General features: G+C 71.0%; 21 protein-coding genes and 2 pseudogenes. 12 read left to right on the forward strand and 11 right to left on the reverse strand.

The window, feature by feature from the left end:
- Window positions 1-161: 161 nt before the first annotated feature.
- On the reverse strand, window positions 162-320 hold the full coding sequence (locus tag ABTX18_RS13030; protein ID WP_352123087.1) for a DUF6126 family protein: 159 nt from the start codon (window positions 318-320) through the stop codon (window positions 162-164).
- A 227-nt stretch (window positions 321-547) separates the two neighbouring features.
- Here ABTX18_RS13030 and ABTX18_RS13035 point away from each other — a divergent pair, with 227 nt between their 5' ends.
- The 3 genes from ABTX18_RS13035 to ABTX18_RS13045 all read left to right on the forward strand — a co-directional run bounded on the left by ABTX18_RS13035 (window position 548) and on the right by ABTX18_RS13045 (window position 2,822).
- Window positions 548-1,636 carry an LLM class flavin-dependent oxidoreductase gene (locus tag ABTX18_RS13035; RefSeq protein ID WP_352123088.1) on the forward strand — a complete coding sequence of 363 codons (1,089 nt, stop codon included), beginning with the start codon at window positions 548-550 and terminating at the stop codon, window positions 1,634-1,636.
- 2 nt (window positions 1,637-1,638) lie between these two features.
- Window positions 1,639-2,292: an FMN reductase gene (locus ABTX18_RS13040; RefSeq protein ID WP_352122791.1), complete on the forward strand. Its 654-nt coding sequence runs from the start codon at window positions 1,639-1,641 to the stop codon at window positions 2,290-2,292.
- 107 nt (window positions 2,293-2,399) lie between these two features.
- On the forward strand, window positions 2,400-2,822 hold the full coding sequence (locus ABTX18_RS13045) for a universal stress protein (RefSeq protein ID WP_352122792.1): 423 nt from the start codon (window positions 2,400-2,402) through the stop codon (window positions 2,820-2,822).
- A gap of 123 nt (window positions 2,823-2,945) precedes the next feature.
- On the opposite strand, the gene ABTX18_RS13050 is transcribed toward ABTX18_RS13045, so the two are convergent.
- Window positions 2,946-3,344 carry a hypothetical protein gene (locus ABTX18_RS13050; protein WP_352122793.1) on the reverse strand — a complete coding sequence of 133 codons (399 nt, stop codon included), beginning with the start codon at window positions 3,342-3,344 and terminating at the stop codon, window positions 2,946-2,948.
- Between the two features lie 150 nt (window positions 3,345-3,494).
- Between ABTX18_RS13050 and ABTX18_RS13055 the strand changes: the two genes are divergently transcribed.
- The 3 genes from ABTX18_RS13055 (at window position 3,495) to ABTX18_RS13065 (ending at window position 6,883) form a co-directional block, all read left to right on the forward strand.
- Complete coding sequence (locus ABTX18_RS13055; protein ID WP_352122794.1) at window positions 3,495-4,391, forward strand: hypothetical protein; 897 nt, start codon at window positions 3,495-3,497, stop codon at window positions 4,389-4,391.
- A gap of 250 nt (window positions 4,392-4,641) precedes the next feature.
- Complete coding sequence (locus tag ABTX18_RS13060) at window positions 4,642-4,893, forward strand: DUF2630 family protein (RefSeq protein WP_352122795.1); 252 nt, start codon at window positions 4,642-4,644, stop codon at window positions 4,891-4,893.
- Between the two features lie 25 nt (window positions 4,894-4,918).
- Window positions 4,919-6,883, forward strand: coding sequence for an FUSC family protein (locus ABTX18_RS13065; RefSeq protein WP_503061137.1), 1,965 nt, complete (start codon window positions 4,919-4,921; stop codon window positions 6,881-6,883).
- Window positions 6,884-6,902: 19 nt separating this feature from the next.
- Here the strand turns inward: ABTX18_RS13065 and ABTX18_RS13070 are convergent, their stop codons facing one another.
- Window positions 6,903-7,310 (reverse strand): RNA-binding S4 domain-containing protein, encoded by a 408-nt coding sequence (locus tag ABTX18_RS13070; RefSeq protein WP_352122796.1) that lies wholly within the window; start codon window positions 7,308-7,310, stop codon window positions 6,903-6,905.
- Window positions 7,311-7,548: 238 nt separating this feature from the next.
- Between ABTX18_RS13070 and ABTX18_RS13075 the strand changes: the two genes are divergently transcribed.
- Complete coding sequence (locus tag ABTX18_RS13075; RefSeq protein WP_352122797.1) at window positions 7,549-8,970, forward strand: VWA domain-containing protein; 1,422 nt, start codon at window positions 7,549-7,551, stop codon at window positions 8,968-8,970.
- Here the strand turns inward: ABTX18_RS13075 and ABTX18_RS13080 are convergent.
- A pseudogene (locus tag ABTX18_RS13080) lies at window positions 8,919-9,106 on the reverse strand (two-component sensor histidine kinase); the annotation flags it as partial. The gene ABTX18_RS13075 and the pseudogene ABTX18_RS13080 overlap by 52 nt on opposite strands.
- A gap of 47 nt (window positions 9,107-9,153) precedes the next feature.
- On the opposite strand from ABTX18_RS13080, the gene metG reads away from it, so the two are divergent.
- On the forward strand, window positions 9,154-10,767 hold the full coding sequence (metG, locus tag ABTX18_RS13085; protein WP_352122798.1) for a methionine--tRNA ligase: 1,614 nt from the start codon (window positions 9,154-9,156) through the stop codon (window positions 10,765-10,767).
- A 64-nt stretch (window positions 10,768-10,831) separates the two neighbouring features.
- Here the strand turns inward: metG and ABTX18_RS13090 are convergent.
- The 4 genes and pseudogenes from ABTX18_RS13090 to aspS all read right to left on the reverse strand — a co-directional run.
- Window positions 10,832-10,951, reverse strand: a pseudogene (locus tag ABTX18_RS13090) (Uma2 family endonuclease); the annotation flags it as partial.
- A gap of 71 nt (window positions 10,952-11,022) precedes the next feature.
- Window positions 11,023-11,865 (reverse strand): L,D-transpeptidase family protein, encoded by an 843-nt coding sequence (locus ABTX18_RS13095; RefSeq protein WP_352122799.1) that lies wholly within the window; start codon window positions 11,863-11,865, stop codon window positions 11,023-11,025.
- Window positions 11,866-12,170: 305 nt separating this feature from the next.
- Complete coding sequence (locus ABTX18_RS13100) at window positions 12,171-13,088, reverse strand: intradiol ring-cleavage dioxygenase (RefSeq protein WP_352122800.1); 918 nt, start codon at window positions 13,086-13,088, stop codon at window positions 12,171-12,173.
- Between the two features lie 151 nt (window positions 13,089-13,239).
- Entirely contained in the window at window positions 13,240-15,057 is a 1,818-nt protein-coding gene (gene aspS, locus ABTX18_RS13105) for an aspartate--tRNA ligase (protein ID WP_352122801.1), read from the reverse strand.
- 151 nt (window positions 15,058-15,208) lie between these two features.
- Between aspS and ABTX18_RS13110 the strand changes: the two genes are divergently transcribed.
- On the forward strand, window positions 15,209-17,305 hold the full coding sequence (locus ABTX18_RS13110) for an ATP-binding SpoIIE family protein phosphatase (RefSeq protein ID WP_352122802.1): 2,097 nt from the start codon (window positions 15,209-15,211) through the stop codon (window positions 17,303-17,305).
- A gap of 19 nt (window positions 17,306-17,324) precedes the next feature.
- On the opposite strand, the gene ABTX18_RS13115 is transcribed toward ABTX18_RS13110, so the two are convergent.
- The 3 genes from ABTX18_RS13115 to ABTX18_RS13125 all read right to left on the reverse strand — a co-directional run bounded on the left by ABTX18_RS13115 (window position 17,325) and on the right by ABTX18_RS13125 (window position 20,061).
- Complete coding sequence (locus ABTX18_RS13115; RefSeq protein ID WP_352122803.1) at window positions 17,325-18,410, reverse strand: AI-2E family transporter; 1,086 nt, start codon at window positions 18,408-18,410, stop codon at window positions 17,325-17,327.
- 102 nt (window positions 18,411-18,512) lie between these two features.
- On the reverse strand, window positions 18,513-19,469 hold the full coding sequence (locus ABTX18_RS13120) for a pirin family protein (protein WP_352122804.1): 957 nt from the start codon (window positions 19,467-19,469) through the stop codon (window positions 18,513-18,515).
- A 151-nt stretch (window positions 19,470-19,620) separates the two neighbouring features.
- On the reverse strand, window positions 19,621-20,061 hold the full coding sequence (locus tag ABTX18_RS13125) for an SseB family protein (protein ID WP_352122805.1): 441 nt from the start codon (window positions 20,059-20,061) through the stop codon (window positions 19,621-19,623).
- A 148-nt stretch (window positions 20,062-20,209) separates the two neighbouring features.
- On the opposite strand from ABTX18_RS13125, the gene ABTX18_RS13130 reads away from it, so the two are divergent.
- The 3 genes from ABTX18_RS13130 (at window position 20,210) to ABTX18_RS13140 (ending at window position 23,028) form a co-directional block, all read left to right on the forward strand.
- Window positions 20,210-22,036, forward strand: a complete 1,827-nt coding sequence (locus ABTX18_RS13130; RefSeq protein WP_352122806.1) for an acyl-CoA dehydrogenase — start codon at window positions 20,210-20,212, stop codon at window positions 22,034-22,036.
- Between the two features lie 123 nt (window positions 22,037-22,159).
- A complete protein-coding gene (locus ABTX18_RS13135) occupies window positions 22,160-22,771 on the forward strand; it encodes a Uma2 family endonuclease (protein ID WP_352122807.1) in 612 nt (203 codons plus the stop codon).
- A gap of 62 nt (window positions 22,772-22,833) precedes the next feature.
- Window positions 22,834-23,028 (forward strand): hypothetical protein, encoded by a 195-nt coding sequence (locus ABTX18_RS13140; protein ID WP_352122808.1) that lies wholly within the window; start codon window positions 22,834-22,836, stop codon window positions 23,026-23,028.
- Window positions 23,029-23,072: the final 44 nt, after the last annotated feature.

The raw sequence follows: 23,072 nt of genomic DNA on the forward strand, positions 1-23,072 counted from the left end.
TCCGTGACGAACGGCCCTGGTCCGCGCTGAAGAGGTGGCCGCTCCTAGGAGGAGCGCCACCGGTTCCGGCGCGGTACGGAGGTCATGGCGGCGAGTTCAGCGGGGCGCGGGGGCGCAAGCGCGGGGATTACCCGGCCGTCAGGAGCGGCACCGCCCGCGCCCTACTTCTTCGCGTGCTCGCCCACGTAGAAGAGGATCCAGACGAACCCCGCGAACAGGTGCGTCGCGAAGACGTAGACGAAGACGCGCAGCGCGACGCCGCGCTCCTTCCAGCCCTCGGTTCCGGCCCCGCCCCCCTCGTCGCTCGCGCGCTCGGGCAGGCTCCCGCCGTCGCTCGTCGCTCCGGTTCCGCTCATGGTCGCCTCCGTCCGCCCGGGGCTCGGGCGGCCTCCGTATCCGTCCAGCGTACGGGCCCGGACGGGGCGGTCGGCCGGGGTGCGGGGCGGCTTCGGAGGCGGCGGAATAGGGGAGGGGGGTGCCCCGTTGTAGGGTGTGTTCAGATAGTTCAACGTTCAACCACATGACGGATCACCTGGAGGCGGGCGCCATGCAGTTCGGGATCTTCACCGTCGGGGACCTCACCACCGACCCGACGACCGGCACGACGCCGAGCGAGCACGAGCGGATCAAGGCCACCGTCGCCATCGCGCGCAAGGCCGAGGAGGTCGGGCTCGACGTGTTCGCGACCGGCGAGCACCACAACCCGCCGTTCGTCCCGTCCTCGCCGACGACCACCCTCGGTTACATCGCCGCCCGCACCGAGCGCATCATCCTGTCCACCTCGACGACCCTGATCACCACCAACGACCCGGTGAAGATCGCCGAGGACTACGCCACGCTCCAGCACCTCGCCGACGGCCGCGTCGACCTGATGATGGGCCGCGGCAACACCGGACCGGTCTACCCCTGGTTCGGCAAGGACATCCGCCAGGGCATCCCGCTCGCCATCGAGAACTACGCCCTGCTGCACAAGCTGTGGCGCGAGGACGTCGTCGACTGGGAGGGGAAGTTCCGTACGCCGCTGCAGTCCTTCACCTCGACACCGCGCCCGCTGGACGGCGTACCGCCGTTCGTCTGGCACGGCTCCATCCGCTCCCCGGAGATCGCCGAGCAGGCCGCGTACTACGGCGACGGCTTCTTCCACAACAACATCTTCTGGCCCATCGAGCACACGAAGAAGATGGTGGGCCTCTACCGGCAGCGCTACGCCCACTACGGCCACGGCACCGCCGAGCAGGCCATCGTGGGCCTCGGCGGCCAGGTGTTCATGCGCAAGAACTCGCAGGACGCGGTACGGGAATTCCGTCCGTACTTCGACAACGCGCCGGTCTACGGGCACGGGCCCTCGATGGAGGACTTCAGCGAGCAGACGCCGCTGACCGTGGGCTCCCCGCAGGAGGTCATCGAGCGGACCCTGTCGTTCCGCGACGCCGTGGGCGACTACCAGCGCCAGCTGTTCCTGATGGACCACGCGGGACTGCCGCTGAAGACGGTCCTGGAGCAGCTCGACATCCTCGGCGAGGAGGTCGTCCCGGTGCTGCGCAAGGAGTTCGCCGCCCTGCGGCCCGCCGGGGTGCCGGAGTCCGCGCCCCTGCACCCGGCCGTCACCGCCAACGCCGTCACGAAGGAGAGCTGACCGTGTTCGCCACCGAACCGCTGAGGATCGTCGCCGTCTCGGCCGGGCTGAGCAGCCCCTCGTCGACCAGGCTGCTGGCCGACCGGCTGGCCGCCGCCACCCGGGAACGGCTGGAGGACGGGCAGGACCGCACGGTCGACGTCCGGGTGATCGAGCTGCGTGATCTGGCCGTCGACATCGCGGGCAACCTGGTGTCCGGCTTCCCGTCGGCCACTCTGGAGGAGGCCATCGACGCGGTCACGGGGGCCGACGGGCTGATCGCCGTGACCCCGGTCTTCACCGCCTCGTACAGCGGCCTGTTCAAGTCGTTCTTCGACCTGGTCGAGAACACCGCACTGACCGGCAAGCCCGTGGTCGTCGCGGCGACCGGCGGCACCGCCCGGCACTCGCTGGTCCTGGAGCACGCGATGCGTCCGCTCTTCGCCTATCTGCGGGCCGTCACGCTGCCGACGTCGGTGTACGCGGCGTCGGAGGACTGGGGCTCGTCGGGCGACGAGTACACCGAGGGCCTGCCGGCCCGGATCCGGCGCGCGGGTGGCGAGCTCGCACAGGCGGTCACGGGCGGCCGGGCGGTCTCCGGGGCCTCCAAGGCCCTCGGGCTGGACGACGAGGTGGTCCCCTTCGAGCGGCAGCTGGCCGACCTCCGGCTGGACTGAACGACCGGGAACACGCGGTTTCGTCCGGTTTGACTACAGTTGCGCGAGAAGGTGCGTGGTGCGGGCATCCCGCACCACGCACGCGCACGACCGAGCTGGAGGCAGACATGGGCAGGATCGTGGTGGGCGTGGACGGCTCCGAGTCGTCGATCAAGGCGCTGCACTGGGCCGTACGCCAGGCCGGGCTGACCGGCGACACGGTGGAGGCCGTCAACAGCTGGGAGTACCCCGCGACCAGCTGGGCGTCCATGATGCCGGGCTTGCCCGAGGACTTCGATCCGCAGGCCCTGGCCACGGTGTCGCTCACCGAGGCGCTGGAGGAGGCCCTGGGCGCCGAGGGCGCGGCGTCCGTCAGCAAGATCGTGGTGATCGGCAACCCGGCGCAGGCTCTGCTGGACCGGGCCGAGGGCGCGAACCTGCTGGTCGTGGGCGCGCGCGGGTACAGCGGCTTCAAGGCCACGCTGCTCGGCTCGGTCAGTCTGCATGTCACCCAGCACGCGGCGTGCCCGGTGACCGTGGTCCGCAGTTGACAGGCTGACGGCGGGAGCGGGCCCGCGCCTCGGATGCGCGGGCCCGCTCCCGGACGCGATGCCGGACCGGGCGGCAGCACCGTGCGGCGCTCACTCCTCGCGCGTTGCGGCACCGTGCGGCGCTCACTCCTCGCGCGTATAGAAGAAGTAGAACGCGGCCAGCAGCATGCCCGCCCCGGTCAGCACGCCGTACAGCGACGCGCTCATCACGCTCCTGCCGGTCAGGCTGCTGAGGAAGCCGATCGAGCCGCCGGTGAGCGCCCCGTACGCGGCCGCTTTGATCCCCGTCGGCAGGCGCCTTTGCACCCGGCCCAGACCGAAGCAGAGCACCGCGAGCACCGCTCCGGAGACGAGACCGAGGGCCAGCTGCGTGCCGGTGAGCACACCGCCGCCCCGGACGATGGACGTCGCGTACCAGCCGAGGATCACGCCGAGCGTGACGGGCACGGCCCAGCTCGTCGTGGAGTGGCGCCGGGCACGCGTGCGCGTGCCGCGTGCCTGCACCGAAGCATGTGCGGCCATGGCAGAGAGCTCCTTCCGTCGCCCCCGCATTCCCTCGCTTCCCCCCGCTTCCCCCCGCTTTCCTCAAGGGCACACCCGGTCCCGCCGCCCGGCAACTCGGATGGCCCCCGGGCCGGGGCGCGACGACGCCGTTCGCGGTTCCCTGGTGGGGTGCGGACCTACATCTCGGCGGCTCTCTCGGCGGCTCTCCTGGTGCTGCTCGCCGTCCTGGTGCCCGTGAGCGCGCTCTCCGCCTGGGTCCATCTCGAGATCGACGACACGGACCGTTACGTGGCCGCGGTGGCGCCGCTCGCCTCCGACCCCGATGTCCGGAACACCGTCTCCGACCTGATCACCGACGAGGCGATGAAGCAGATCGACGTCGGCCCGCTCCAGGACACGGTCCGCGAGTTCCTCCACCAGGCCGTGCAGTCCTTCACCACCACCGACGCCTTCCAGGCCGCCTGGAACGCCGCCAACCGCACGGCCCACCAGGCCGTCACGGCGGCCCTGGACGGGGAGAGCGGGGAGAGCGTCACGATCGATCTGGCGCCCGTGACGGAGAAGGTGAAGCAGAACCTGGTCGACAACGGGGTGCCGTTCGCCGACCAGATCCCCGTCCAGCACACGGACATCCGGATCATCTCCGCCGACCGCGCGGACCAGATGCGCCAGAGCTTCCGGTGGCTGCGGGCCGCCGGTGTGTGGCCGGCCGTCGGCACGGTCGTGTTCGCGGCTCTCGCCGTCCTGCTGGCCTGGGCGCGCGGCGGACCCGGCCGCCGCTCGGCCGTCGCCGCGCTCACCGCCACCGCCGTCGCCGGGGCCGGCTTCGCGCTCGGCGCGCTGGTGCTGCGCGGGGCGATCGCGCTGGCGCGCAACCGGGTGCTGGCCGAGGTGCCCGGCAGCGAGAGAGACGCGGCGGCGGCGGTGTACGACGCGCTGACCGGGTCCCTGCGCACCACGGTGTGGATCGTCTTCGGCACGGGCCTCGCGGTGGCCGTGTGCGCGATGGCGGCACGGATCCGGGCCCGGGCCCGGCGGGCGCCGCCCGGGCCGCCAGGGGCGTGAGGGAGCCGCCCCGCGCCGACGTGCGGCCCCCGCCGGGCCGGGGAAGAGTGGAGGGGTGACCGCCGGGGCCATGGGAGGTCGTACGTGTGCGAGCCGGCGCCGTCAGCACGCCGCGGGCCGGCCCCGCCCCCGGCCGAGGGCGGCGTCGCCGCGCCGGCGGACCCGCGCTCGCGGCAGGGCCGTCATCGTGCTGAGGAGGCACGAGCATCGCATCGCTGACATCCGGTGCGCCTGAAAGAAGGAAGACGCCATGGACGAGCAGGAACGGGACATCATCGGCAGCATCGACGGACTCGTCGCGGAGGAACGCGCCCTGCGCGACCGCGGCGCACGCGACCCCGGCCTGACCGACGAGGAGAAGACACGCCTGCGTACCGTGGAGGTCCGGCTGGATCAGTGCTGGGATCTGCTGCGGCAGCGCCGGGCACTGAGCGAGTACGGCGAGGACCCGTCACAGGCCCGGGTCCGCCCGGCCCATGAGGTCGAGGACTATCGAAGCTGATCACTGAGTGGCGGAGGGGGACGCGTTGACCGGCAGCGGGACCGACGGATCCACCGCGGCGCCACGGCGGGGGACGCCGCCCGTCTGGCTGCGTTACGGACTGCGCCCCCTGCCCACGCCCGTCCCGTGGGCCGCCGTCGCCCGCGCGGGTGTCGGCCTGGCCGCACCGCTGGCCGTCGGATTCGCCGCCGACCGGCCGGTGTACGGGGCGCTCGTCTCCATGGGCGCGCTCTCCGGCGTCATCGGCGACACCGCGGACGCGTACCGCATGCGCGTCCTCAACATCGCGGTGCCGCAACTGTTCGGCGCCCTCGGCATCATGGCCGGCACCCTCGTGTACGTGACCGGCTGGGCGGCCGTCGCCGTGCTCACGGTCATCGGCCTCGTCTCCGGGATGATGTCGACGATCGGGGCCGTCGCCTCCGTGTCGGGGCTGCTGCTCCTGCTCAACTCCGTGGTCGGCGCCGGGCTTCCGCTGCCGGACCCGTGGTGGGTGGCGCCCCTGCTGATCGCGGTCGGCGGTCTGTTCGTCCTCGCCCTGTCGCTGCTGGCCTGGCCGTTGCGGGGGAAACTGCCGGAACGGGTCGCGGTCACCCGCACCTACGTCGCCGTCGCCGACCTGCTCGCCGCCGCGGGGACCGACGCGTACGAGGAACAGCGGCAGGCCGTCACGGACTCCCTCAACACCTCCTACGACCTGGTCCTCGCCCGCCGCGCCCGCTACCACGGCCGCAGCGGCACGCTGGTGCGGCTGCTGTCCCAGCTCAACGTCGTCATCCCGCTGGTCGAGGCGGCGCCCGCGGTGCACGTACAGCGGCGTCCGCTGCCCGACGCCGTCCCGGCGGCGGTGCGGCAGCTGGCGGCGGACGTGGCGGAGGGCCGCACCGGCGGCGCCGAACCGGACCTGCCGGCCCCGGGCTCGCCCGCCACCCGGGCGGTCGACAGCGCCCTGCGCCACGCCGCCGTGGTCGTCCACAAGGCCGAGCCCGACCCGTACAACGTGGACGACCGGCTCGGACGGCCGGCGGCCCTCGGCGTACGCGTCCGGCGCGCCGTCCGCAACGTCCTGCTCTCCGGGTCCTCGTGGCGGTACGGGCTGCGCCTGGCGCTCTGCATCGGGCTGGCCCAGGCGCTGACCTCGCTGATCGACGTGCCGCGCTCCTACTGGGTGGCGCTGACCGTCACCTTCGTGCTCAAGCCCGACTTCGGCTCGGTGTTCTCCCGCGCCGTGCTGCGTGCGGTGGGCACGGTCGCGGGGCTCGTCATCGCGGCCCCGGTGCTGGCGGAGGTGCCGATCGGCTGGTGGGACGTGCCGGTGATGGTCCTGCTGGGCGCGCTGATCCCGGCACTCACGGCGAAGGGGTACGCCTTCCAGACCGCCGCCATCACGCCGGTCATCCTGCTCCTGTCGGACCTGTTGAACCACCAGGGCGTGCACCTGGTCTGGCCTCGGCTCCTGGACAGCCTGATCGGCTGCGCCGTCGTGCTCGTCGCCGGCTATCTGCTGTGGCCGGAGAGCTGGCACACCCGGATCGGCCGCCGTCTGGCGGACGCCGTCGCGGACATCGCGGACTATGTGGGGTATGCGTTCGAGCCGGGCGGCGACGGCGACCGGGCCGAACGGGTCCGCGCCCGCCGCCGCATCTACCGCGATCTGTCGTCCGTACGCTCCGAGTTCCAGCGCGCCCTGACGGAGCCGCCCCCCACCGGGACGCGCGCCGCCGCGTGGTGGCCGCTGGTCGTGGCCGTGGAGCGCATCGTGGACGCCACGACGGCGGCCCGGGTCCGCGTCAACCACGGCGCCCCGGAACCGGAACCGGCGGAAGTGGCCGCGGTCCAGGCCCAGCTCCGCGACCTGGCCGAGGGGCTGCGGGCGAGCGAGGTCCTCGTGGCGGTACGCGCCGAACTCCCCGGGGACGAGGAGGGCGTCCTGGCGCCCCTGCGCCAGGAGGTGGCGGCCGCCCGGGCCATCGCATCGCCCGAGCCGTAGGCGTGGCTCCTGCGGCCCGTCACTCCGTGGTGTCGGGCCCCGCACCCCGCAGCCGGTCCATCTCGCGCCGGTCCCGCTTCGTCGGCCGTCCCGCGCCCCGGTCCCGTACCGGAACCTGGATCGCGGCCTCGCGCGGCGGCGGGGGAGGGCTGTTGTCGATGAAGCACTCCGCCGCGACCGGCGGCCCGACCCGCTTCTTCACGATCTTCGATACGACCACGACCCGGTCCCGGCCCGCGTGCCGCAGCCGCACCTCGTCGCCCACGTGCAACGCCTGGGCCGGCTTGGCCCGCTCGCCCGCGACCTTCACATGACCCGCACGGCACGCGGCGGCGGCCTGCGCACGCGTCTTCGTGAGCCGGACCGACCAGATCCAGACATCGACCCGAACGCTGCCTGCCGCCTGCGGCGCCTCACCGGAAACCATGGGTCCGACTCTAGACCGGCGCGGGCGCGGGAGAGCAGTGGCGGCACGCTTGTCGCATCTGCTGATAACCGACAACGGGACTCGAGCCGGAATCAGTTGGGGATCGGTTGTCCCGCAGGCGGGCCGCGCCGACGAAGGGCCGGATCCGGCCGCTAACCTTACGTATCCGCCCTGGCCAGGGATCAATTCCCGCAGTACGGACATTCATCGCACCCAACTCATGCGAAAGGCCTCGCCCATGGGCATTCGGAGCTTGCTGCGCAAGGTGTTCGGCCGTGACCGCACGGAGCAGGACGAGCCGACCACGGCCACGGTCCCGCCGCAGGGCGAGCGCACCCGGGCCACGGAGCCGGAGTCGGTGACGGTGGACGAGACGGTTGCGCAGACCGAGTCGATGCCCGAACCCGCCCCGGCCGCCAAGGCCTCGGTGCCGGCCCCGGCCTCTTCGGAACCGGCCCGGTCCACGACGTCCCGGTCCACCACATCCCGCACCACGACGGGCGAGAGCGGGCTGGCGGCGGACCTGGTGGCCGAGGCCTTCGACAAGGCCGCCGCGCCCTCCCCCAAGGCGGCGCCCACGGTTCCGTCGCAGGGCTCGGGCCCCCGGAAGAAGCCGAAGGCCGTTGAGCCGGTGGAGACCGCGGAGGTGGCTGAGGCTGCGGAGGTGGTGGAGACCGCGGAGGTGGCTGAGGCTGCGGAGGTGGTGGAGACCGCGGAGGTGGCTGAGGCTGCGGAGGTGGCTGAGCCGGTCAAGGCTCCGGCCGAGGCCCCGGCCCCCGCCGCCGTGGAACCGGAACCGGAACCGGAACCGGTCACCGCCCAGGCCGCCCCCGAGCCCCTCACCATCGACATGGACCCGGAGCCCGAACCGGCGCCGGAGCCGATCGCCGTCGTCGAGCCCGCTCCCGAGGCCGAGGCCGAGCCCGCATCGGCCGCACCGGAACCGGTCGCCGCCACCCCCGCTGCCCCCGCAGCCCCCACTGGCAAACCCGCGCTCACGCTCGCCAAGGTCAAGGCCCGCGCGCCCGAGCTCGTGGGGCCGTACAAGGCCGCCCAGGCCGGGCTGAAGGCGCACGGCCTCACCGGTCTTCGCGCCACCGTCTACCTGGTCCTGGACCGTTCGGGCTCCATGCGGCCGTTCTACAAGGACGGCAGCGCCCAGCACCTGGGCGACCGCACGCTCGCGCTCGCCGCGCACCTCGACGAGAACGCCACCGTCCAGGTCGTCTTCTTCTCGACGGACATCGACGGCACCGGCACGGTCGGCCTGGAAGGTCACGAGGGCCGCATCGACGAGCTCAACGCGGGTCTCGGACGGCTCGGCCGGACGAACTACCACCGCGCCGTCGAGGAGGTCGTCGCGCACTACGAGAAGTCCGGGGCCACCGGACCGGCACTGGTGATCTTCCAGACGGACGGCCCGCCGGACGTCAAGCAGGCCGCCCGCCAGGCGCTCGAGGACGCGGCACGGCTGCCGCTGTTCTTCCAGTTCGTCGCGTTCGGCGACGAGGACGCGAAGGGCTTCGACTTCCTGCGGAAGCTGGACGCCCCGAACGCCGGCTTCTTCCACGCGGGCCCCGCGCCGCGCGAGGTCGCGGACGCCGCCTTCTACCGCGAGGCGCTCGCCGCGCTGCCCGCCTGGGTCGCCGCCCAGGCCTGATCCACCGGCCGGCGTACGGTCACGGCGAGCCGCCCTCCGGGCCCGGCGGCGCCGTGACCGTACCGCCGTACGCCATGGCAGTAGAACGTACGAGCGAAACCCCGGCCCGGGTCCGGCCCTCCCCGGCCGCTGACGGGTTTATCGGTGTGAGGGGATCTCCCCCGGACCGTTAGGATTTCGACCATGGCGGCCACTGGATCCGAGAAGCAAGGGGGCGACGGCGTGAAGAGTTTCTACGTATCGACCCCCATCTACTACGTCAACGACGCTCCTCACCTGGGCCACGCCTACACGACCGTCGCAGGCGACGTGCTCTCCCGCTGGCACCGCCAGCGCGGCGAGAAGGTGTGGTACCTCACCGGCACGGACGAGCACGGTCAGAAGATCATGCGCACGGCCGAGGCGAACGACGTCACGCCCCAGGCGTGGTGCGACAAGCTCGTCGAGGAGGCGTGGAAGCCCCTCTGGGAGCACCTGAACATCGCCAACGACGACTTCATCCGTACGACGGAGAAGCGGCACACCGACCGTGTGCAGGAGTTCGTGCAGGACCTGTACGACAAGGGCGAGATCTACAAGGGCGGCTACGAGGGCCCCTACTGCGTGGGCTGCGAGGAGTACAAGCTCCCCGGCGATCTGGTGGAGGACGAGGACGGCGTCAAGCTGTGCCCGATCCACAAGAAGCCGGTGGAGATCCTCAAGGAGGAGAACTACTTCTTCAAGCTCAGTGAGTACGGCCCGAAGCTGCTCGAGTTCTACGCGGCCAACCCGGGCTTCGTGCAGCCCGAGTCCGCTCGCAACGAGATCGTGAACTTCGTCAAGCAGGGTCTCCAGGACCTGTCGATCTCCCGCTCGACGTTCGACTGGGGCGTCCCGGTCCCGTGGGACGACAAGCACGTCATCTACGTGTGGGTCGACGCGCTGCTCAACTACGCGACGGCGGTCGGCTACGGCGCCAACCAGGAGAAGTTCGACGGTACGTTCCCGGCGAACGTGCACCTGATCGGCAAGGACATCCTGCGCTTCCACTCGGTCATCTGGCCGGCCATGCTGATGGCGCAGGGCCTGCCGCTGCCCGGCAAGGTCGTCGCCAACGGCTGGCTGATGGTCGGTGGCGAGAAGATGTCGAAGTCGAACCTGACCGGCATCAAGCCGCAGGATCTGACCTCGCACTTCGGCGTGGACGCCTACCGCTGGTACTTCCTGCGGGCCATCGCGTACGGCAGCGACGGCTCGTTCTCCTGGGAGGACTTCACCGCCCGCTACACCTCCGAGCTCGCCAACGACTACGGCAACCTGGCCTCGCGCCTCGCCGCCATGGTCGGTAAGTACTACGGCGGCAAGCTCCCCGAGGCCGCGGCCTCGGGCGAGCCGGAGCAGGCGGTCCGGGACGGCCTGGCCAAGGCCGTCACCACGGCCGACCGGAAGATCGGCGAGGAGCTGGACTTCCAGGGCGGCATCCTGGCGGTCTTCGACTTCGTGAAGCAGGTCAACGGCTACATCACGGAGCAGGAGCCGTGGAAGGTCGCCAAGGACGAGTCGCCGGAGGGCAAGGCCCGCCTCGCGACGATCCTGTACACGGCCGCCGAGGCGCTGCGCGGTGTCGCGGTCCTGCTGAACTCCGTCATGCCGGACACCTCGCAGAAGCTGTGGGAGTCCCTCGGCGCCGAGGAGTCCCTGGGCGCGCTGTCCGACCAGCGCGTGCAGGACGCGAGCACGTGGGGTCAGCTGCCGGCGGGCGCGACGGTGACGAAGGGCGCGGTGCTGTTCCCCCGCCTGGAGGAGAAGCCGGCGTAACGGCTGTCCGTACGAGGGAGGGGCGGGACCGCGTTTCGGTCCCGCCCCTCCCTCGTGTCCCAGGTCAGCGCACCCAGTTCTTGAGCGACTCGGTGTCCAGCTCGATGCCCACCGGGTCCGGCAGCCGGACGGTCTTGCCGAACGGGACGGTCACCACCGTCTCGTACCGCACCCCGTCGGGCTCACGCCTGCCTCTTCACGCACCGGTCGGGCAGGAACCGGGTAACGGACCGGCGCCCCGGCGCGCGATCGCTTTCACCTGCTCAGCGACCCCGCGTCCCCCATCACGATGACCGGTTCCTTCGCCGGGTCGAGCGCGGTCAGCAGTTCTCGCATCCGGTCCTCGGTGACCGAGACGCAGCCCTGGGTGGGGCCGCCGTGGTCCACGTGGATCCAGATGCCGCCGCCGCGGTCGCTGCCGAGCGGGCGGGTGTGGTCCAGCGGGGAGGTGCCGGGGACGCGGTTGTAGTCGATCGCGATGACGTAGTCGAAGGAGCCCTCCAGCGGCTCCCCGTGGAAGCCCTCGCCCTCCACCCGGAAGTCCGGGCTCTGGTCGTACGGGAAGGTCGTTGCCGGAGGTTCGAGGCGGCCGCCCGCGGCGGTCAGGGTGAAGACGCCGACCGGTGAGCGCAGATCACCCTCGTAGTGCTCGGCCGTCCAGCCGTTCAGGGCGTTGTGGGCGGGCCAGGGGGCCAGGGCCGCCCGCCAGCCGACGGCCGGGTCGTCCCGGGTGTAGAGCACGGCCGTGGAGCGGTTGGAGTCCGGTGACTCGCCGGTGACGACGAACGCCTGGCGGGCCCCGGCCGGGATCTGCGCCCGGGTCCGCGGCCCGAGCCCGGGGATCTCCCGCGGCGGGGCGGGGGGTGAGGGGGGCGGCGGTGCGGCGGTCCGGGGCTGAGCGGACGCGGCGGGCGCGCCCGGTGCGCCGGCCGCGCCGGGCGGTCCCGGGACGCCGGTGGCGCTCGCGGCCTTCGTGGTGGCGCCGTTCCCGTCCATGCCGGTGAGGGAGCCCGCGCCGCATCCGGCCAGCAGCAGGAGGAAGGCGGCGCAGACGACGTACGGGAGGCGCAGCGGAACGCGCGAACGGGGCACGGGCACGGAGAGCTCCTCAGCGGTAGGTGGCCGGGCGCGGGGCTCTGCGGACACGGGCCGGGGTCCGCGCGGCGCCGGGGTCGGCCCAGGCAGTCTTTGCCGCAGCCGGAGCCCGTCAATCCGGCGCCGGGGCCATCCGGGTCTCACCGTTCGGGTGATTCGTGTACTTGTATGCGGCCGGCCATGTGCCCGTGGGCAGCTCGAAGGGCCCGGAACCGGGGTGGATGTCCGGTGCCGGGCCCTTCGTCTCCGCGGGGGAACGGAGGCCTGAGGAGGCTGCGGGGTGGTGCGGCTGGATCAGTCCTGGGTGATCACATCCCCGTTCCGTCGTGCGTCTCGTCGGGGTCCACGCCCACGGTGATCGAGCCGACGACGCCGCGCTCGATCTGCTTCTTCCGGTACGAGAGCTTCAGCAGCCCGCCCGTGACACCGCTCTGGTCGTAGATGGTGTCCTCGGTCAGGGTCGTCCGGGTGGTGGTGCTGGTGGAGTACGGTGCGGCCTTCGCCGAGTCGAGGACCGCGGACTCCGCGAAGAAGAACTGGCCGGTGTGGCAGGTATGTCCGCCCCCGTAGCCGGCGTCGGTCATCTTCCCGCCGACGTGCACCTTGGTGTGGATGTGCACGGCCCGGCCCTGGTACCAGCCAGGGAAGACCGTCTCGAACTCCACATAGCCGTGCTTGTCGGTGAGCTGGGTGCCGCGCAGGTAGCGCTCGTCGTCGGTCGGTTCGCTGTGCCCTCCGCCACCGCCGGGGCCGCCGGACGGGGGTGTGCCGGTTGGGGGCGTACCGGTGGGGGCGTCCGTGGGGGCGCCGCTCGGCGGGGTGCCTCCGCCGCCGGGGCCGCCCTGGCTCATGCTCTCGTAGCCGGAGTAGACGCCCAGGGCGTCGCAGTGCCAGATGTCGACGGCCGCCTGCGGGAGCGGCTTGCAGGTGTCGGTGTCGATCACCTTGAGCCGGAGGGTCATCGGAATGCCCTCCCTGCCCTCGGTGATGTCCTTGCGGATCTTGTCGGCGTCGATGTAGTACGGGCCCTCGGTGGCCTCCGAGGTCAGCCGGTAACACGCCTCGCCCTGTCCCGACGCCTTCTTCTCGCCGCCGCTCTCCCCGGTCGAGGCGTTGGCGACGGCCCCGGCTCCGATCCCGGCAGCGGCGACGAGCGCACCACCGGCGATCATCATCCGGCGGCGCGACAAGTCCTTCTTGTGTGCGGGTCCTTGATTCTCTGTCATGCGGGGGAGGCTAGGCAGCGCAGCTGGCAGGGGCATGAGCGCGGGCTGTGCGTTCCTGTGCGACTCCGGACTGCCCCCCCCGGACAGGAAACAGCCCCCGGCGGATGAGCCGGGGGCTGTTTCACGTGAAACCGAAGCGGACCGCTGACGCCTACTTCGCGCCGGTGTCCCTCGCCACGGAGTCCTTGGCCTCCGCCTTCTCCTTGGCCGGCGCGACCGGCTTGCGGAGCTGGATGTTCAGCTCGCGCAGCCGGGTCTCGTCCAGCTCGCTCGGGGCGCCCATCATCAGGTCCTGGGCGTTGCCGTTGAGCGGGAAGGCGATCGTCTCGCGGATGTTGGGCTCGTCGGCCAGCAGCATCACGATGCGGTCGACGCCCGGGGCGATGCCGCCGTGCGGCGGGGCGCCCAGGCGGAACGCGCGCAGCATGCCCGCGAACTCCCGCTCGACCGTCTCCGCCTCGTATCCGGCGATCTCGAAGGCCTTCAGCATGACCTCGGGCTCGTGGTTACGGATGGCGCCGGAGGACAGCTCGATGCCGTTGCAGACGATGTCGTACTGCCACGCCAGGATGTCGAGCGGGTCCTTCTCCTCCAGGTCCTTCATGCCGCCCTGGGGCATGGAGAACGGGTTGTGCGAGAAGTCGATCTTGCCGGTCTCCTCGTCCTTCTCGTACATCGGGAAGTCGACGATCCAGCAGAAGCGGAAGACGCCGTCCTCGAAGTGGCCGGCGCGCTTGGCGGCCTCGACGCGGACGACGGACATGATCTTGGAGACCTCGTCGAACTCGCCCGCGCCGAAGAAGACCGCGTGGCCGGGGACGAGGGACAGACGCTCGGTGAGGGTCTTGATGTCCGTCTCGGTGAGGAACTTGGCGATCGGGCCCGCCAGCGTGCCGTCCTCGCCGACGCGGACCCAGGCGAGGCCCTTGGCGCCGTGCTCGACCGCGTACGCACCAAGGCCGTCGAAGAACTTCCGGGACTGGCCCGCGGTGTCCGGCACCGGAAGGGCACGGACGTGCTTGCCGGCGAAGGCCTTGAACTCCGAGTCCGCGAAGATGTCGGAGATGTCGACGAGCTCCAGCTGGGCGCGCAGGTCCGGCTTGTCGTTGCCGTACTTCAGCATCGACTCGCGGAACGGGATGCGCGGGAACGGCGACGTCACGTGGCGGCCGTTGCCGTACTCCTCGAAGAGCTCGGTCATGAGCTTCTCGATCGGCTGGAAGACGTCCTCCTGCTCGACGAACGACATCTCGACGTCGAGCTGGTAGAACTCGCCCGGCGAGCGGTCGGCACGGGCGTCCTCGTCGCGGAAGCACGGCGCGATCTGGAAGTAGCGGTCGAAGCCGGAGATCATCAGCAGCTGCTTGAACTGCTGCGGGGCCTGCGGAAGGGCGTAGAACTTGCCCGGGTTCAGCCGGGAGGGGACCACGAAGTCACGGGCGCCCTCGGGGGACGTCGCGGCGAGGATCGGGGTCGCCATCTCGTTGAAGCCGAGCGCCACCATCTTGGAGCGGATGGAGGCGATGACGGACGAGCGCAGCATGATGTTGCGGTGCATGCGCTCGCGGCGCAGGTCGAGGAAGCGGTACTCCAGGCGCCGCTCCTCGTTGACCCCGTCCTCGGCGTTGATCGTGAAGGGCAGCGGGGCGGCCTGGCCGAGCACCTCGACCTCGGTGACCTCGATCTCGATCTCGCCGGTGGACAGCTCCGGGTTGACGTTGTCGGCGCCGCGTGCGGAGACCTTGCCGTCGATCCGTACGACGGTCTCCTTGGTCAGCTTCGCCAGGGCCTCGTTGCCGGGGGTGCCGGGACGGGCGACGAGCTGCACCAGGCCGTAGTGGTCGCGCAGATCGATGAAGAGGATGCCACCCAGGTCTCGGCGATTGTGCAGCCAGCCGCTCAGCCGGACGTCGGTGCCGACGTCAGAGGCGCGGAGCTCGCCGCAGGTGTGGGACCTGTACCGATGCATCGTCGTTCATCCAGTCTTCGCGGTTGGGGATGATTCAGCCACCCCAGGCTACCGCCCGCGACCGGGCCGGTTCATTGTCATTGCCCCGACCAAGATCGTCGGCGCGCCCTCGGTACTGCCCCGTACGCACAAGCCGGTTTAAAGTGGGGCAATGCGCACCGAGGAGGTACTGGCCGCGACCGCGACCGGTCTTTGGCGCTGGGACAACCGGGCCGGGACAGTCACCCTCGACGCGGAAGCGGCCCGGCTGCTGGAGCTGCCCGCCGAGCCCGGCGTCTTCCGCGAGTCGGAGGTGCGCTCGCGCTTCCACCCCGTCGACTGGAACGAGATCTACGGGGTGGTGAACCTCGCCGTCGCCGATGGCACGCTCGCCGAGGCCCGGCTGCGGATCATGGACGAGCAGGGCCAGGTCCTGCGGACCGTGCGCAGCCGCTCCAAGCCGCTCCCCCACGAGGACGGCTGCCGGGAGTCGGACTACGTGCTGGTCGGCACCCTCCAGGAGGTCGCCGAACCGCAGCCCGGCACCACCGGGGCGCACACCCCGATCACCGGCGACTGGCGGCGTTCCCGCGAGGCGTTCCTGCTGGACGCGGGGCGGGCGCTGGCCGAGGCCCGGTCGACGGCGGAGGTGTTGCGGGTGGCCTACTCGCTCTCCATGCCGGGCTTCTCGCCGGACGGGCTGGCCGTTTTCGGGGTCGAGGGGGATCGGCTGACGATCATCGGGCACCACGGGCACAACATGGGCGACGAGGGCCCCTTCAGCGACATGCCGCTGGAGACCGACTACCCGGCCGCCGAGGTCGTACGGACCGGGCGGGCGGTCTATCTGCCCTCCCCCGACGACTACCGCGACCGCTACCCCGCCACCTGGCCGCTGGCCCGCCGGTTCGGGCGCCGCTCCTGGGCCTTCCTGCCGCTGATCGTGGCGGGACGCACCATGGGCACCTGGATGGCCGGATTCCGGCATCCGGTCTCCTTCTCGCCGGACGAGCGCGCGGTGCTGACGACCGTGGCCCGGATGCTCGCGCAGGCGCTCACCCGGGCCGGAGTCGCCGAGACGGAGCGGGAGCTGTCGCTGGGGCTCCAGCGCTCGATGATGCCGTCCCTGGGGCCCGATATCCCGGGGATGACGGTGGCCGCCCGCTATGTCCCGACCGGGGGCGGTCTCCAGGTCGGCGGCGACTGGTACGACATGATCCCGCTGCCCAACGGCCGCATCGCCCTCGTCATCGGCGACGTCCAGGGCCACGACGTGCGGGCCGCGGGCGTGATGGGCCAGTTGCGGATCGCCCTGCGCGCGTACGCCTCCGAGGGGCACCCCCCGGACGCGGTGCTCTCCCGTGCCTCGCGCTTCCTGTCCGGGCTCACCGACGCCTACGAGGACGGCGAGGAGCCGGAGGCACGCTTCGCGACCTGTCTGTACGCGGAGGCGGACCCGGAGACCGGCACCCTCGACATCGCGCGGGCCGGCCATCCCGATCCCGTGGTCATGACCGGCGACGGGACCGCCGTCATCCGCCGGACCGAGGGCGGGCTGCCGCTCGGCGTCGAGGCCGACGCCGACTATCCGGCGACCCGGATCACGCTGGGGGCCGGGGAAACGATCATGTTGTGCACGGACGGGCTGATCGAGACCGGGGGGCACGACCTGGCCACCGGCTGGGTGCGGCTCCGACCGGTCCTGGAGCGGCACACCGGCGATCTCGAGAAGCTCGCGGACGCACTGGTGGAGGCCGTGCACGGGCCTCCCTCGCACTACACGACGGGTCCGCTCCCCGACCGCCGCGAGGACGACATCGCGGTCCTGCTGCTGCGGCGCGAGGCCTCCAAGGCGCACCCTGCCACGCCCCGGCGGACCGTGCTGACCATCGCCCAGGCCGAGCCGGAGCGGATCGCCGCGGCCCGGACGCTGCTGCGCGAGATGCTGCACGACTGGGCGGACCCGGAGCAGGTCGACTCGGCCGTGCTGATGCTGTCCGAGATGGCCACGAACGTGCTGGTGCACACGGACGGCGACGCCATGATGGCCGCCCAGGCGACCGGTGAGCGCGGGGAGCGGCGGCTGCGGGTCGAGGTGTCCGACGGCAGCGACGAACTCCCGCACAAGCGGCGGCCCGGCGAGATGGCGTCCAGCGGCCGGGGCCTGGTGCTGATGGAGATGCTCGCCGACGCCTGGGGGGTGGATCCTCAGGGCTCGGGGAAGTCGATCTGGTTCGAGCTGTACGAGTCGGCGGACCCGGCGCCGTAGGAGACGCGCCGGACAGGCCCTAAGGCGCGGGCGTCCCGGGCGGTGCGGCGGGATCCTCCGGGGCGTCCGGCCGGCCCTCGCGCAGTTCGCCGATGATGCCGAAGACGGCGGCGCACAGCGGGACCGCGAGCAGCATCCCGAGGATTCCCGCCACACTTGCCCCCGCCGTGAGCGCGATCAGGATCATGGCGGGGTGCATCTGAACCGTACGGCTCTGGATCACCGGCTGCAGGACGTGCCCTTCCAGCACCTGGACGGCGAGGACAACGCCGAGGGCCCAGAGCGCGATCGCCAGCCCCCGGTCAGCCAGCGCCACGAGGACCGCGACGGCGCCGGAGATGAAGGCGCCCAGATACGGGATGTAGGCGCCGACGAAGACCAGCGCACCCAGCCCCACCGCGCCGGGCACCCCCAGGATCAGCAGGCCCACAGTGATGCAGAGGGCGTCGATCAGGGCGATGAACGTGGTCCCGCGCATAAAACCCTCGACGGCCTCGAACGCCCTGCGTCCCATCGCCTCGACCAGGTCGCCCGTGCCGCGCGGGGCGACGGCGTGCGCGAGGTGCGCGGCCCGGTCGGAGTCGCGAACGAAGAAGAAGGTCAGCAGGAGCGCCAGGACGCTGGTGGCGACGAGTGAGCCGAGCAGGCTGATACCGCTGAGGAGCCCTCCCGCGGCGCTTGCGCCGAACTTCTCGAAGAGCTTCCCGGCGTTGGACGCGAGGTGGTCGACATTCGCGCCCTTCTCGATCCCGAAGTGGTCGATGACCCACTGGCCGGCGTCCTTGAGCGACCGGACGATCTGGTCGCCGGTGTCCACGAGCGCGGTGACCACGATGTATGCCGCGCCGCCGACCACCGCGACGAGCAGGGCGCAGGTGAGGGCGGCGGCCACCGAGCGGTTCACGCCGTGCGCGGTCATCCGCCGGTGGACCGGGCCGAGCAGCGCCGTACCGAGCAGGGCGAGGAGCACCGGGGTGACGGCGGTCTTGAGGGTGACGCACAGCCAGATGGCGACCCCCGCGACACCGGCGACCAGCAGGACGACTCCGCACCAGGCGGCCGTGCGCCGGGCGCCGTCGGGCAGGAGGGGCTTCGGGGTCTGCACCCTCTCACCCGACCACGCCGCGGCAGCGGTGTCCCGCCTGTGCCGCCGTATGAGCGACGCATCGTCACACGACGGCCGGCAGCAGGCGGGCCGAAGGACTGCTCACATGCCGTGGACGGCCGGCACGGTGCCGAGGCGACCGGACTGGAAGTCCTCGAAGGCCTGCTTCAGTTCGGCCTGGCTGTTCATCACGAACGGCCCGTAGTGCGCCATCGGCTCCCGGATGGGACGGCCGCCGAGCAGCACGACCTCCAGGTCGGGGGTGTTGCCGTCCTGCGTCTCGTCCGCGCGGACGGTCAGCGAGGAACCGGCGCCGAACACGGCGGTCTGGCCCATGTGGACGGGACGGCGCTCCGCACCGACGGTGCCGCGGCCGGCGAGCACGTACGCGAGGCCGTTGAAGTCCTCGCGCCACGGCAGCGTCACCTCGGCACCGGGGCGCACGGTGGCGTGGATCATCGTGATGGGGGTGTGCGTGACGCCCGGGCCCTCGTGACCGTCGAGCTCGCCCGCGATCACCCGGAGCAGCGCGCCGCCGTCGGGGGAGGCGAGGAGCTGGACCTGGCCACCGCGGATGTCCTGGTAGCGCGGGGCCATCATCTTGTCGGCCTTGGGCAGGTTCACCCAGAGCTGGAGGCCGTGGAACAGACCGCCCGACATGACGAGGGACTCCGGCGGCGCCTCGATGTGGAGCAGCCCGCTACCGGCGGTCATCCATTGCGTGTCGCCGTTCTGGATGGTGCCGCCGCCGCCGTTGGAGTCCTGGTGGACGAACGTGCCGTCGATCAGGTAGGTCACGGTCTCGAAGCCGCGGTGCGGGTGCCAGGGCGTGCCCTTCGGCTCCCCGGCGGCGTACTCCACCTCACCCATCTGATCCATCATGATGAACGGGTCGAGGTGCTTGTAATTGATCCCCGCGAAGGCGCGGCGGACGGGGAAGCCCTCGCCCTCGAACCCGGTGGGCGCGGTGGTCACGGCGAGCACGGGACGGGCCGTGGCGTCGCCGGCTGCGGCGACCTTCGGCAGGGTCAGCGGGTTTTCGACGGTCACTGCGGGCATGGGAGCCACCTCCGGGGGGACTGTTCTGGAATCAATTTAGTTGAATGGTGAACATCCTGCAAGGCGCCCCGCATTCCCGCGCCTGCCGGAGCAGCAGAAAGGGGTCCGTACCGCCCAGCGGTACGGACCCCTTTGCGAGGAGGGCCTGCGATCAGCCGTACATGCGGCGCATCGCGAAGTCGACCATCTGCTCCACGGCCTTGGCGTCGAAGACCATGCGGTGCTCGCCCTCCATGTCCAGGACGAAGCCGTAGCCGGTGGGCAGCAGGTCGATCACCTCGGCGCCGGTGATCACGAAGTACTTGGACTCCTTGCCCGCGTACAGCCTCAGCTCCTTGAGCGTGGTGAACATCGGGATCACGGGCTGCTGGGTGTTGTGCAGCGCGAGGAAGCCCGGATTGTCGCCGCGCGGGCAATAGACCTTCGACGTCGCGAAGACCTGCTGGAAGTCCTCGGCGGACAGCGAGCCGGTCGTGAAGGCCCGTACCGCGTCGCCCAGCGAGGGCGGCGAGGGTTCGGGATACAGCGGCTGCTCGCCGTAGCCGCCACCCATCGGCTGCTGTGCGCCCTGGTTCTGGTCGTAGCCGTACATGAGGCAAAGAGTAATCGGACACATCCGACCCTTGAGGGGTTGCATCTTATTACTGGCGGGTAGCATCATCGGAGAGGTCACCTGCTACGTCCGGGCCACCCCTCCACGGGGCGCTGCGCGCCACTGCTATTGATTACGGAGCCTTCCCATGGGGCACTACAAGTCGAATCTCCGCGACATCGAGTTCAACCTCTTCGAGGTACTCGGGCGCGACAAGCTGTACGGCACCGGACCGTTCGCGGAGATGGACGTCGAGACGGCGAAGAGCATCCTCGACGAGGTCGCCCGCCTCGCGGAGAACGAGATCGCCGACTCGTACGCCGACGCCGACCGCAACCCGCCGGTCTTCGACCCGGAGACCAGCACCGCACCGGTCCCGGACACGTTCAAGAAGTCGTACCAGGCCTTCATGGACTCCGAGTACTGGCGCCTGGGCCTCCCCGAGGAGATCGGCGGCACCACCTCGCCGCGCTCCCTGATCTGGGGTTACGCGGAGCTGCTGCTCGGCTCGAATCCGGCCGTGTGGATGTACTCCTCCGGCCCGGCGTTCGCCGGCATCCTCTTCGACGAGGGCAACGAGGCGCAGAAGAAGGTCGCCGAGATCGCCGTCGAGAAGCAGTGGGGCTCGACGATGGTGCTGACCGAGCCGGACGCCGGCTCCGACGTCGGCGCCGGCCGCACGAAGGCCGTCGAGCAGGAGGACGGCTCCTGGCACATCGAGGGCGTGAAGCGCTTCATCACCTCGGGCGAGCACGACATGTCCGAGAACATCCTTCACTACGTCCTCGCGCGTCCCGAGGGCGCCGGACCCGGCACCAAGGGCCTCTCCCTCTTCCTGGTCCCGAAGTTCCACTTCGACTGGACCACCGGCGAGCTGGGCGAGCGCAACGGCGTGTACGCGACCAACGTCGAGCACAAGATGGGCCTCAAGGCGTCCAACACCTGCGAGATGACGTTCGGCGACCAGCACCCCGCCAAGGGCTGGCTGATCGGCGACAAGCACGACGGCATCCGCCAGATGTTCCGCATCATCGAGTTCGCCCGCATGATGGTCGGCACGAAGGCGATCGCGACGCTCTCCACCGGCTACCTCAACGCGCTGGAGTACGCCAAGGAGCGCGTCCAGGGCACCGATCTGTCGCAGTTCATGGACAAGACGGCCCCCAAGGTCACCATCACGCACCACCCCGACGTGCGCCGCTCCCTCATGACGCAGAAGGCGTACGCCGAGGGCATGCGCTCCCTCGTGCTGTACACCGCCTCCGTCCAGGACGCGATCCAGGAGAAGGAGGCCGCGGGCGAGGACGCCAAGGCGCTGAACGGTCTCAACGACCTGCTGCTCCCGATCGTGAAGGGCTACGGCTCCGAGAAGTCGTACGAGCAGCTCGCCCAGTCGCTCCAGACGTTCGGCGGCTCCGGGTACCTCCAGGAGTACCCGATCGAGCAGTACATCCGTGACGCCAAGATCGACACGCTGTACGAGGGAACGACGGCCATCCAGGGCCAGGACTTCTTCTTCCGGAAGATCGTCCGCGACCAGGGCGCCGCGCTCAACACGCTCTCCGAGGAGATCAAGAAGTTCCTCGCGGGCGCCCACGGCAACGAGGAGCTGTCCGGTGCGCTGGACCACCTCGCGAAGGCGGCCGTCGACCTGGAGGCGATCGTCGGCACGATGATCACCGACCTCACCGCGACCGGCGAGGACGTCAAGAACATCTACAAGGTCGGCCTCAACTCGACCCGTCTGCTGCTGGCCTCCGGCGATGTCGTCGTCGGCTACCTGCTGCTGCGGGGCGCGGCCGTGGCCGCCGAGAAGCTGCCCACCGCCTCCCCGAAGGACGTCGCCTTCTACCAGGGCAAGATCGCCGCCGCGAAGTTCTTCGCCGCGAACATCCTGCCGGGCGTCGGCGCCGAGCGCGCGCTCGCCGAGGCCGTCGACAACTCCCTGATGGAGCTGGACGAGGCCGCGTTCTAAGGCCCGCGCCGCCAAGATCGTCAACACGCACCGTCACCCGGACACGCTTTCGGGTGGCGGTGTCGTCGTATCGGCTGGGTACGCTGAGTGCAGGTCCGAGAATCCCGTCCATGGGAGGAACCAATGACTGCCGAGGCACTGCCCGACTCGCCGCACCGCCAGCCGGACGGCTCCAAGTGGCCGGTCCCGCCGACGGACGGCTACACCGTGGACGAATTCTTCACGCTTGACCTCCCGCCGCACACAGAGCTGATCGACGGGAGCCTGGTTTTCGTGAGTCCGCAGCGGAATTTCCACACGCTGACGATGTACTTGCTGGAGCAAGGGCTGCGCCTGCGCGTTCCCGAGGCTCTGCGGGTGCGCCGGGAGATGGCCGTCGTACTGGGCAGGCGAAATGTACCTGAGCCGGATCTCGTCGTGGTGAAGGCGGACGGCGCAGGGGGCCTCCGGCAGACCCGCTACCAAGCCGCTGACGTCCTGCTCGCCGTCGAAGTCGTCTCGCCCGACTCCGAGGAACGCGATCGCGCGGCCAAACCGACCAAGTACGCGGCGGCGGGCATCCCGCACTTCTGGCGGGTCGAGATGAGCGGCGAGCACGACCGGCCCGCGGTGTGGACGTACGAGTACGACGCGATGCACAAGACCTATGTCTCCACCGGCGTCCACCACGACCGGCTCAAGCTCTCGGTTCCCTACGACATCGATATCGATCTGACGGCGATCGACGCGCTGTAGCAGCCGCTGCCTGCGCCTTCTTCCTTACGATCGGTCCTCGTTGACGAGGGGGAGGCCGGCGCGTGGGTCATGCGAACAAGCGGTGGTACATACGGCTGCGGAAGCCGGGGCGGCCCTGCTGCTGCTCGCCGGCTGCGGCAGCGGCCAAGGAGGCGGTTGCCGACCAGGAGGCGAAGGGCTTCGCCGCCATGTTCGCCGAGCGGGCCCAGCAGGCGCAGAACGGCGAGAAGCCCTCCGCGGCCGTCGCCGGAGGATAGCGGCGGCCTGCGGGGCACTACGGTGAATCCTGCGGACCGGGCCT

This window comes from Streptomyces sp. NPDC096323, assembly GCF_040302845.1.
Taxonomy (GTDB): Bacteria; Actinomycetota; Actinomycetes; order Streptomycetales; family Streptomycetaceae; genus Streptomyces.

Excerpts from the sequence above, each read along its gene's own strand:
- ABTX18_RS13035 (WP_352123088.1), top strand. The coding sequence starts at position 548 with ATGCAGTTCGGGATCTTCACCGTCGGGGACCTCACCACCGACCCGACG.
- ABTX18_RS13045 (WP_352122792.1), top strand. The coding sequence starts at position 2,400 with ATGGGCAGGATCGTGGTGGGCGTGGACGGCTCCGAGTCGTCGATCAAG.
- ABTX18_RS13050 (WP_352122793.1), bottom strand. The coding sequence starts at position 3,344 with ATGGCCGCACATGCTTCGGTGCAGGCACGCGGCACGCGCACGCGTGCC.
- ABTX18_RS13060 (WP_352122795.1), top strand. The coding sequence starts at position 4,642 with ATGGACGAGCAGGAACGGGACATCATCGGCAGCATCGACGGACTCGTC.
- ABTX18_RS13070 (WP_352122796.1), bottom strand. The coding sequence starts at position 7,310 with ATGGTTTCCGGTGAGGCGCCGCAGGCGGCAGGCAGCGTTCGGGTCGAT.
- ABTX18_RS13075 (WP_352122797.1), top strand. The coding sequence starts at position 7,549 with ATGGGCATTCGGAGCTTGCTGCGCAAGGTGTTCGGCCGTGACCGCACG.
- metG (WP_352122798.1), top strand. The coding sequence starts at position 9,154 with ATGGCGGCCACTGGATCCGAGAAGCAAGGGGGCGACGGCGTGAAGAGT.
- ABTX18_RS13100 (WP_352122800.1), bottom strand. The coding sequence starts at position 13,088 with ATGACAGAGAATCAAGGACCCGCACACAAGAAGGACTTGTCGCGCCGC.
- aspS (WP_352122801.1), bottom strand. The coding sequence starts at position 15,057 with ATGCATCGGTACAGGTCCCACACCTGCGGCGAGCTCCGCGCCTCTGAC.
- ABTX18_RS13110 (WP_352122802.1), top strand. The coding sequence starts at position 15,209 with ATGCGCACCGAGGAGGTACTGGCCGCGACCGCGACCGGTCTTTGGCGC.
- ABTX18_RS13120 (WP_352122804.1), bottom strand. The coding sequence starts at position 19,469 with ATGCCCGCAGTGACCGTCGAAAACCCGCTGACCCTGCCGAAGGTCGCC.
- ABTX18_RS13125 (WP_352122805.1), bottom strand. The coding sequence starts at position 20,061 with ATGTACGGCTACGACCAGAACCAGGGCGCACAGCAGCCGATGGGTGGC.
- ABTX18_RS13130 (WP_352122806.1), top strand. The coding sequence starts at position 20,210 with ATGGGGCACTACAAGTCGAATCTCCGCGACATCGAGTTCAACCTCTTC.
- ABTX18_RS13135 (WP_352122807.1), top strand. The coding sequence starts at position 22,160 with ATGACTGCCGAGGCACTGCCCGACTCGCCGCACCGCCAGCCGGACGGC.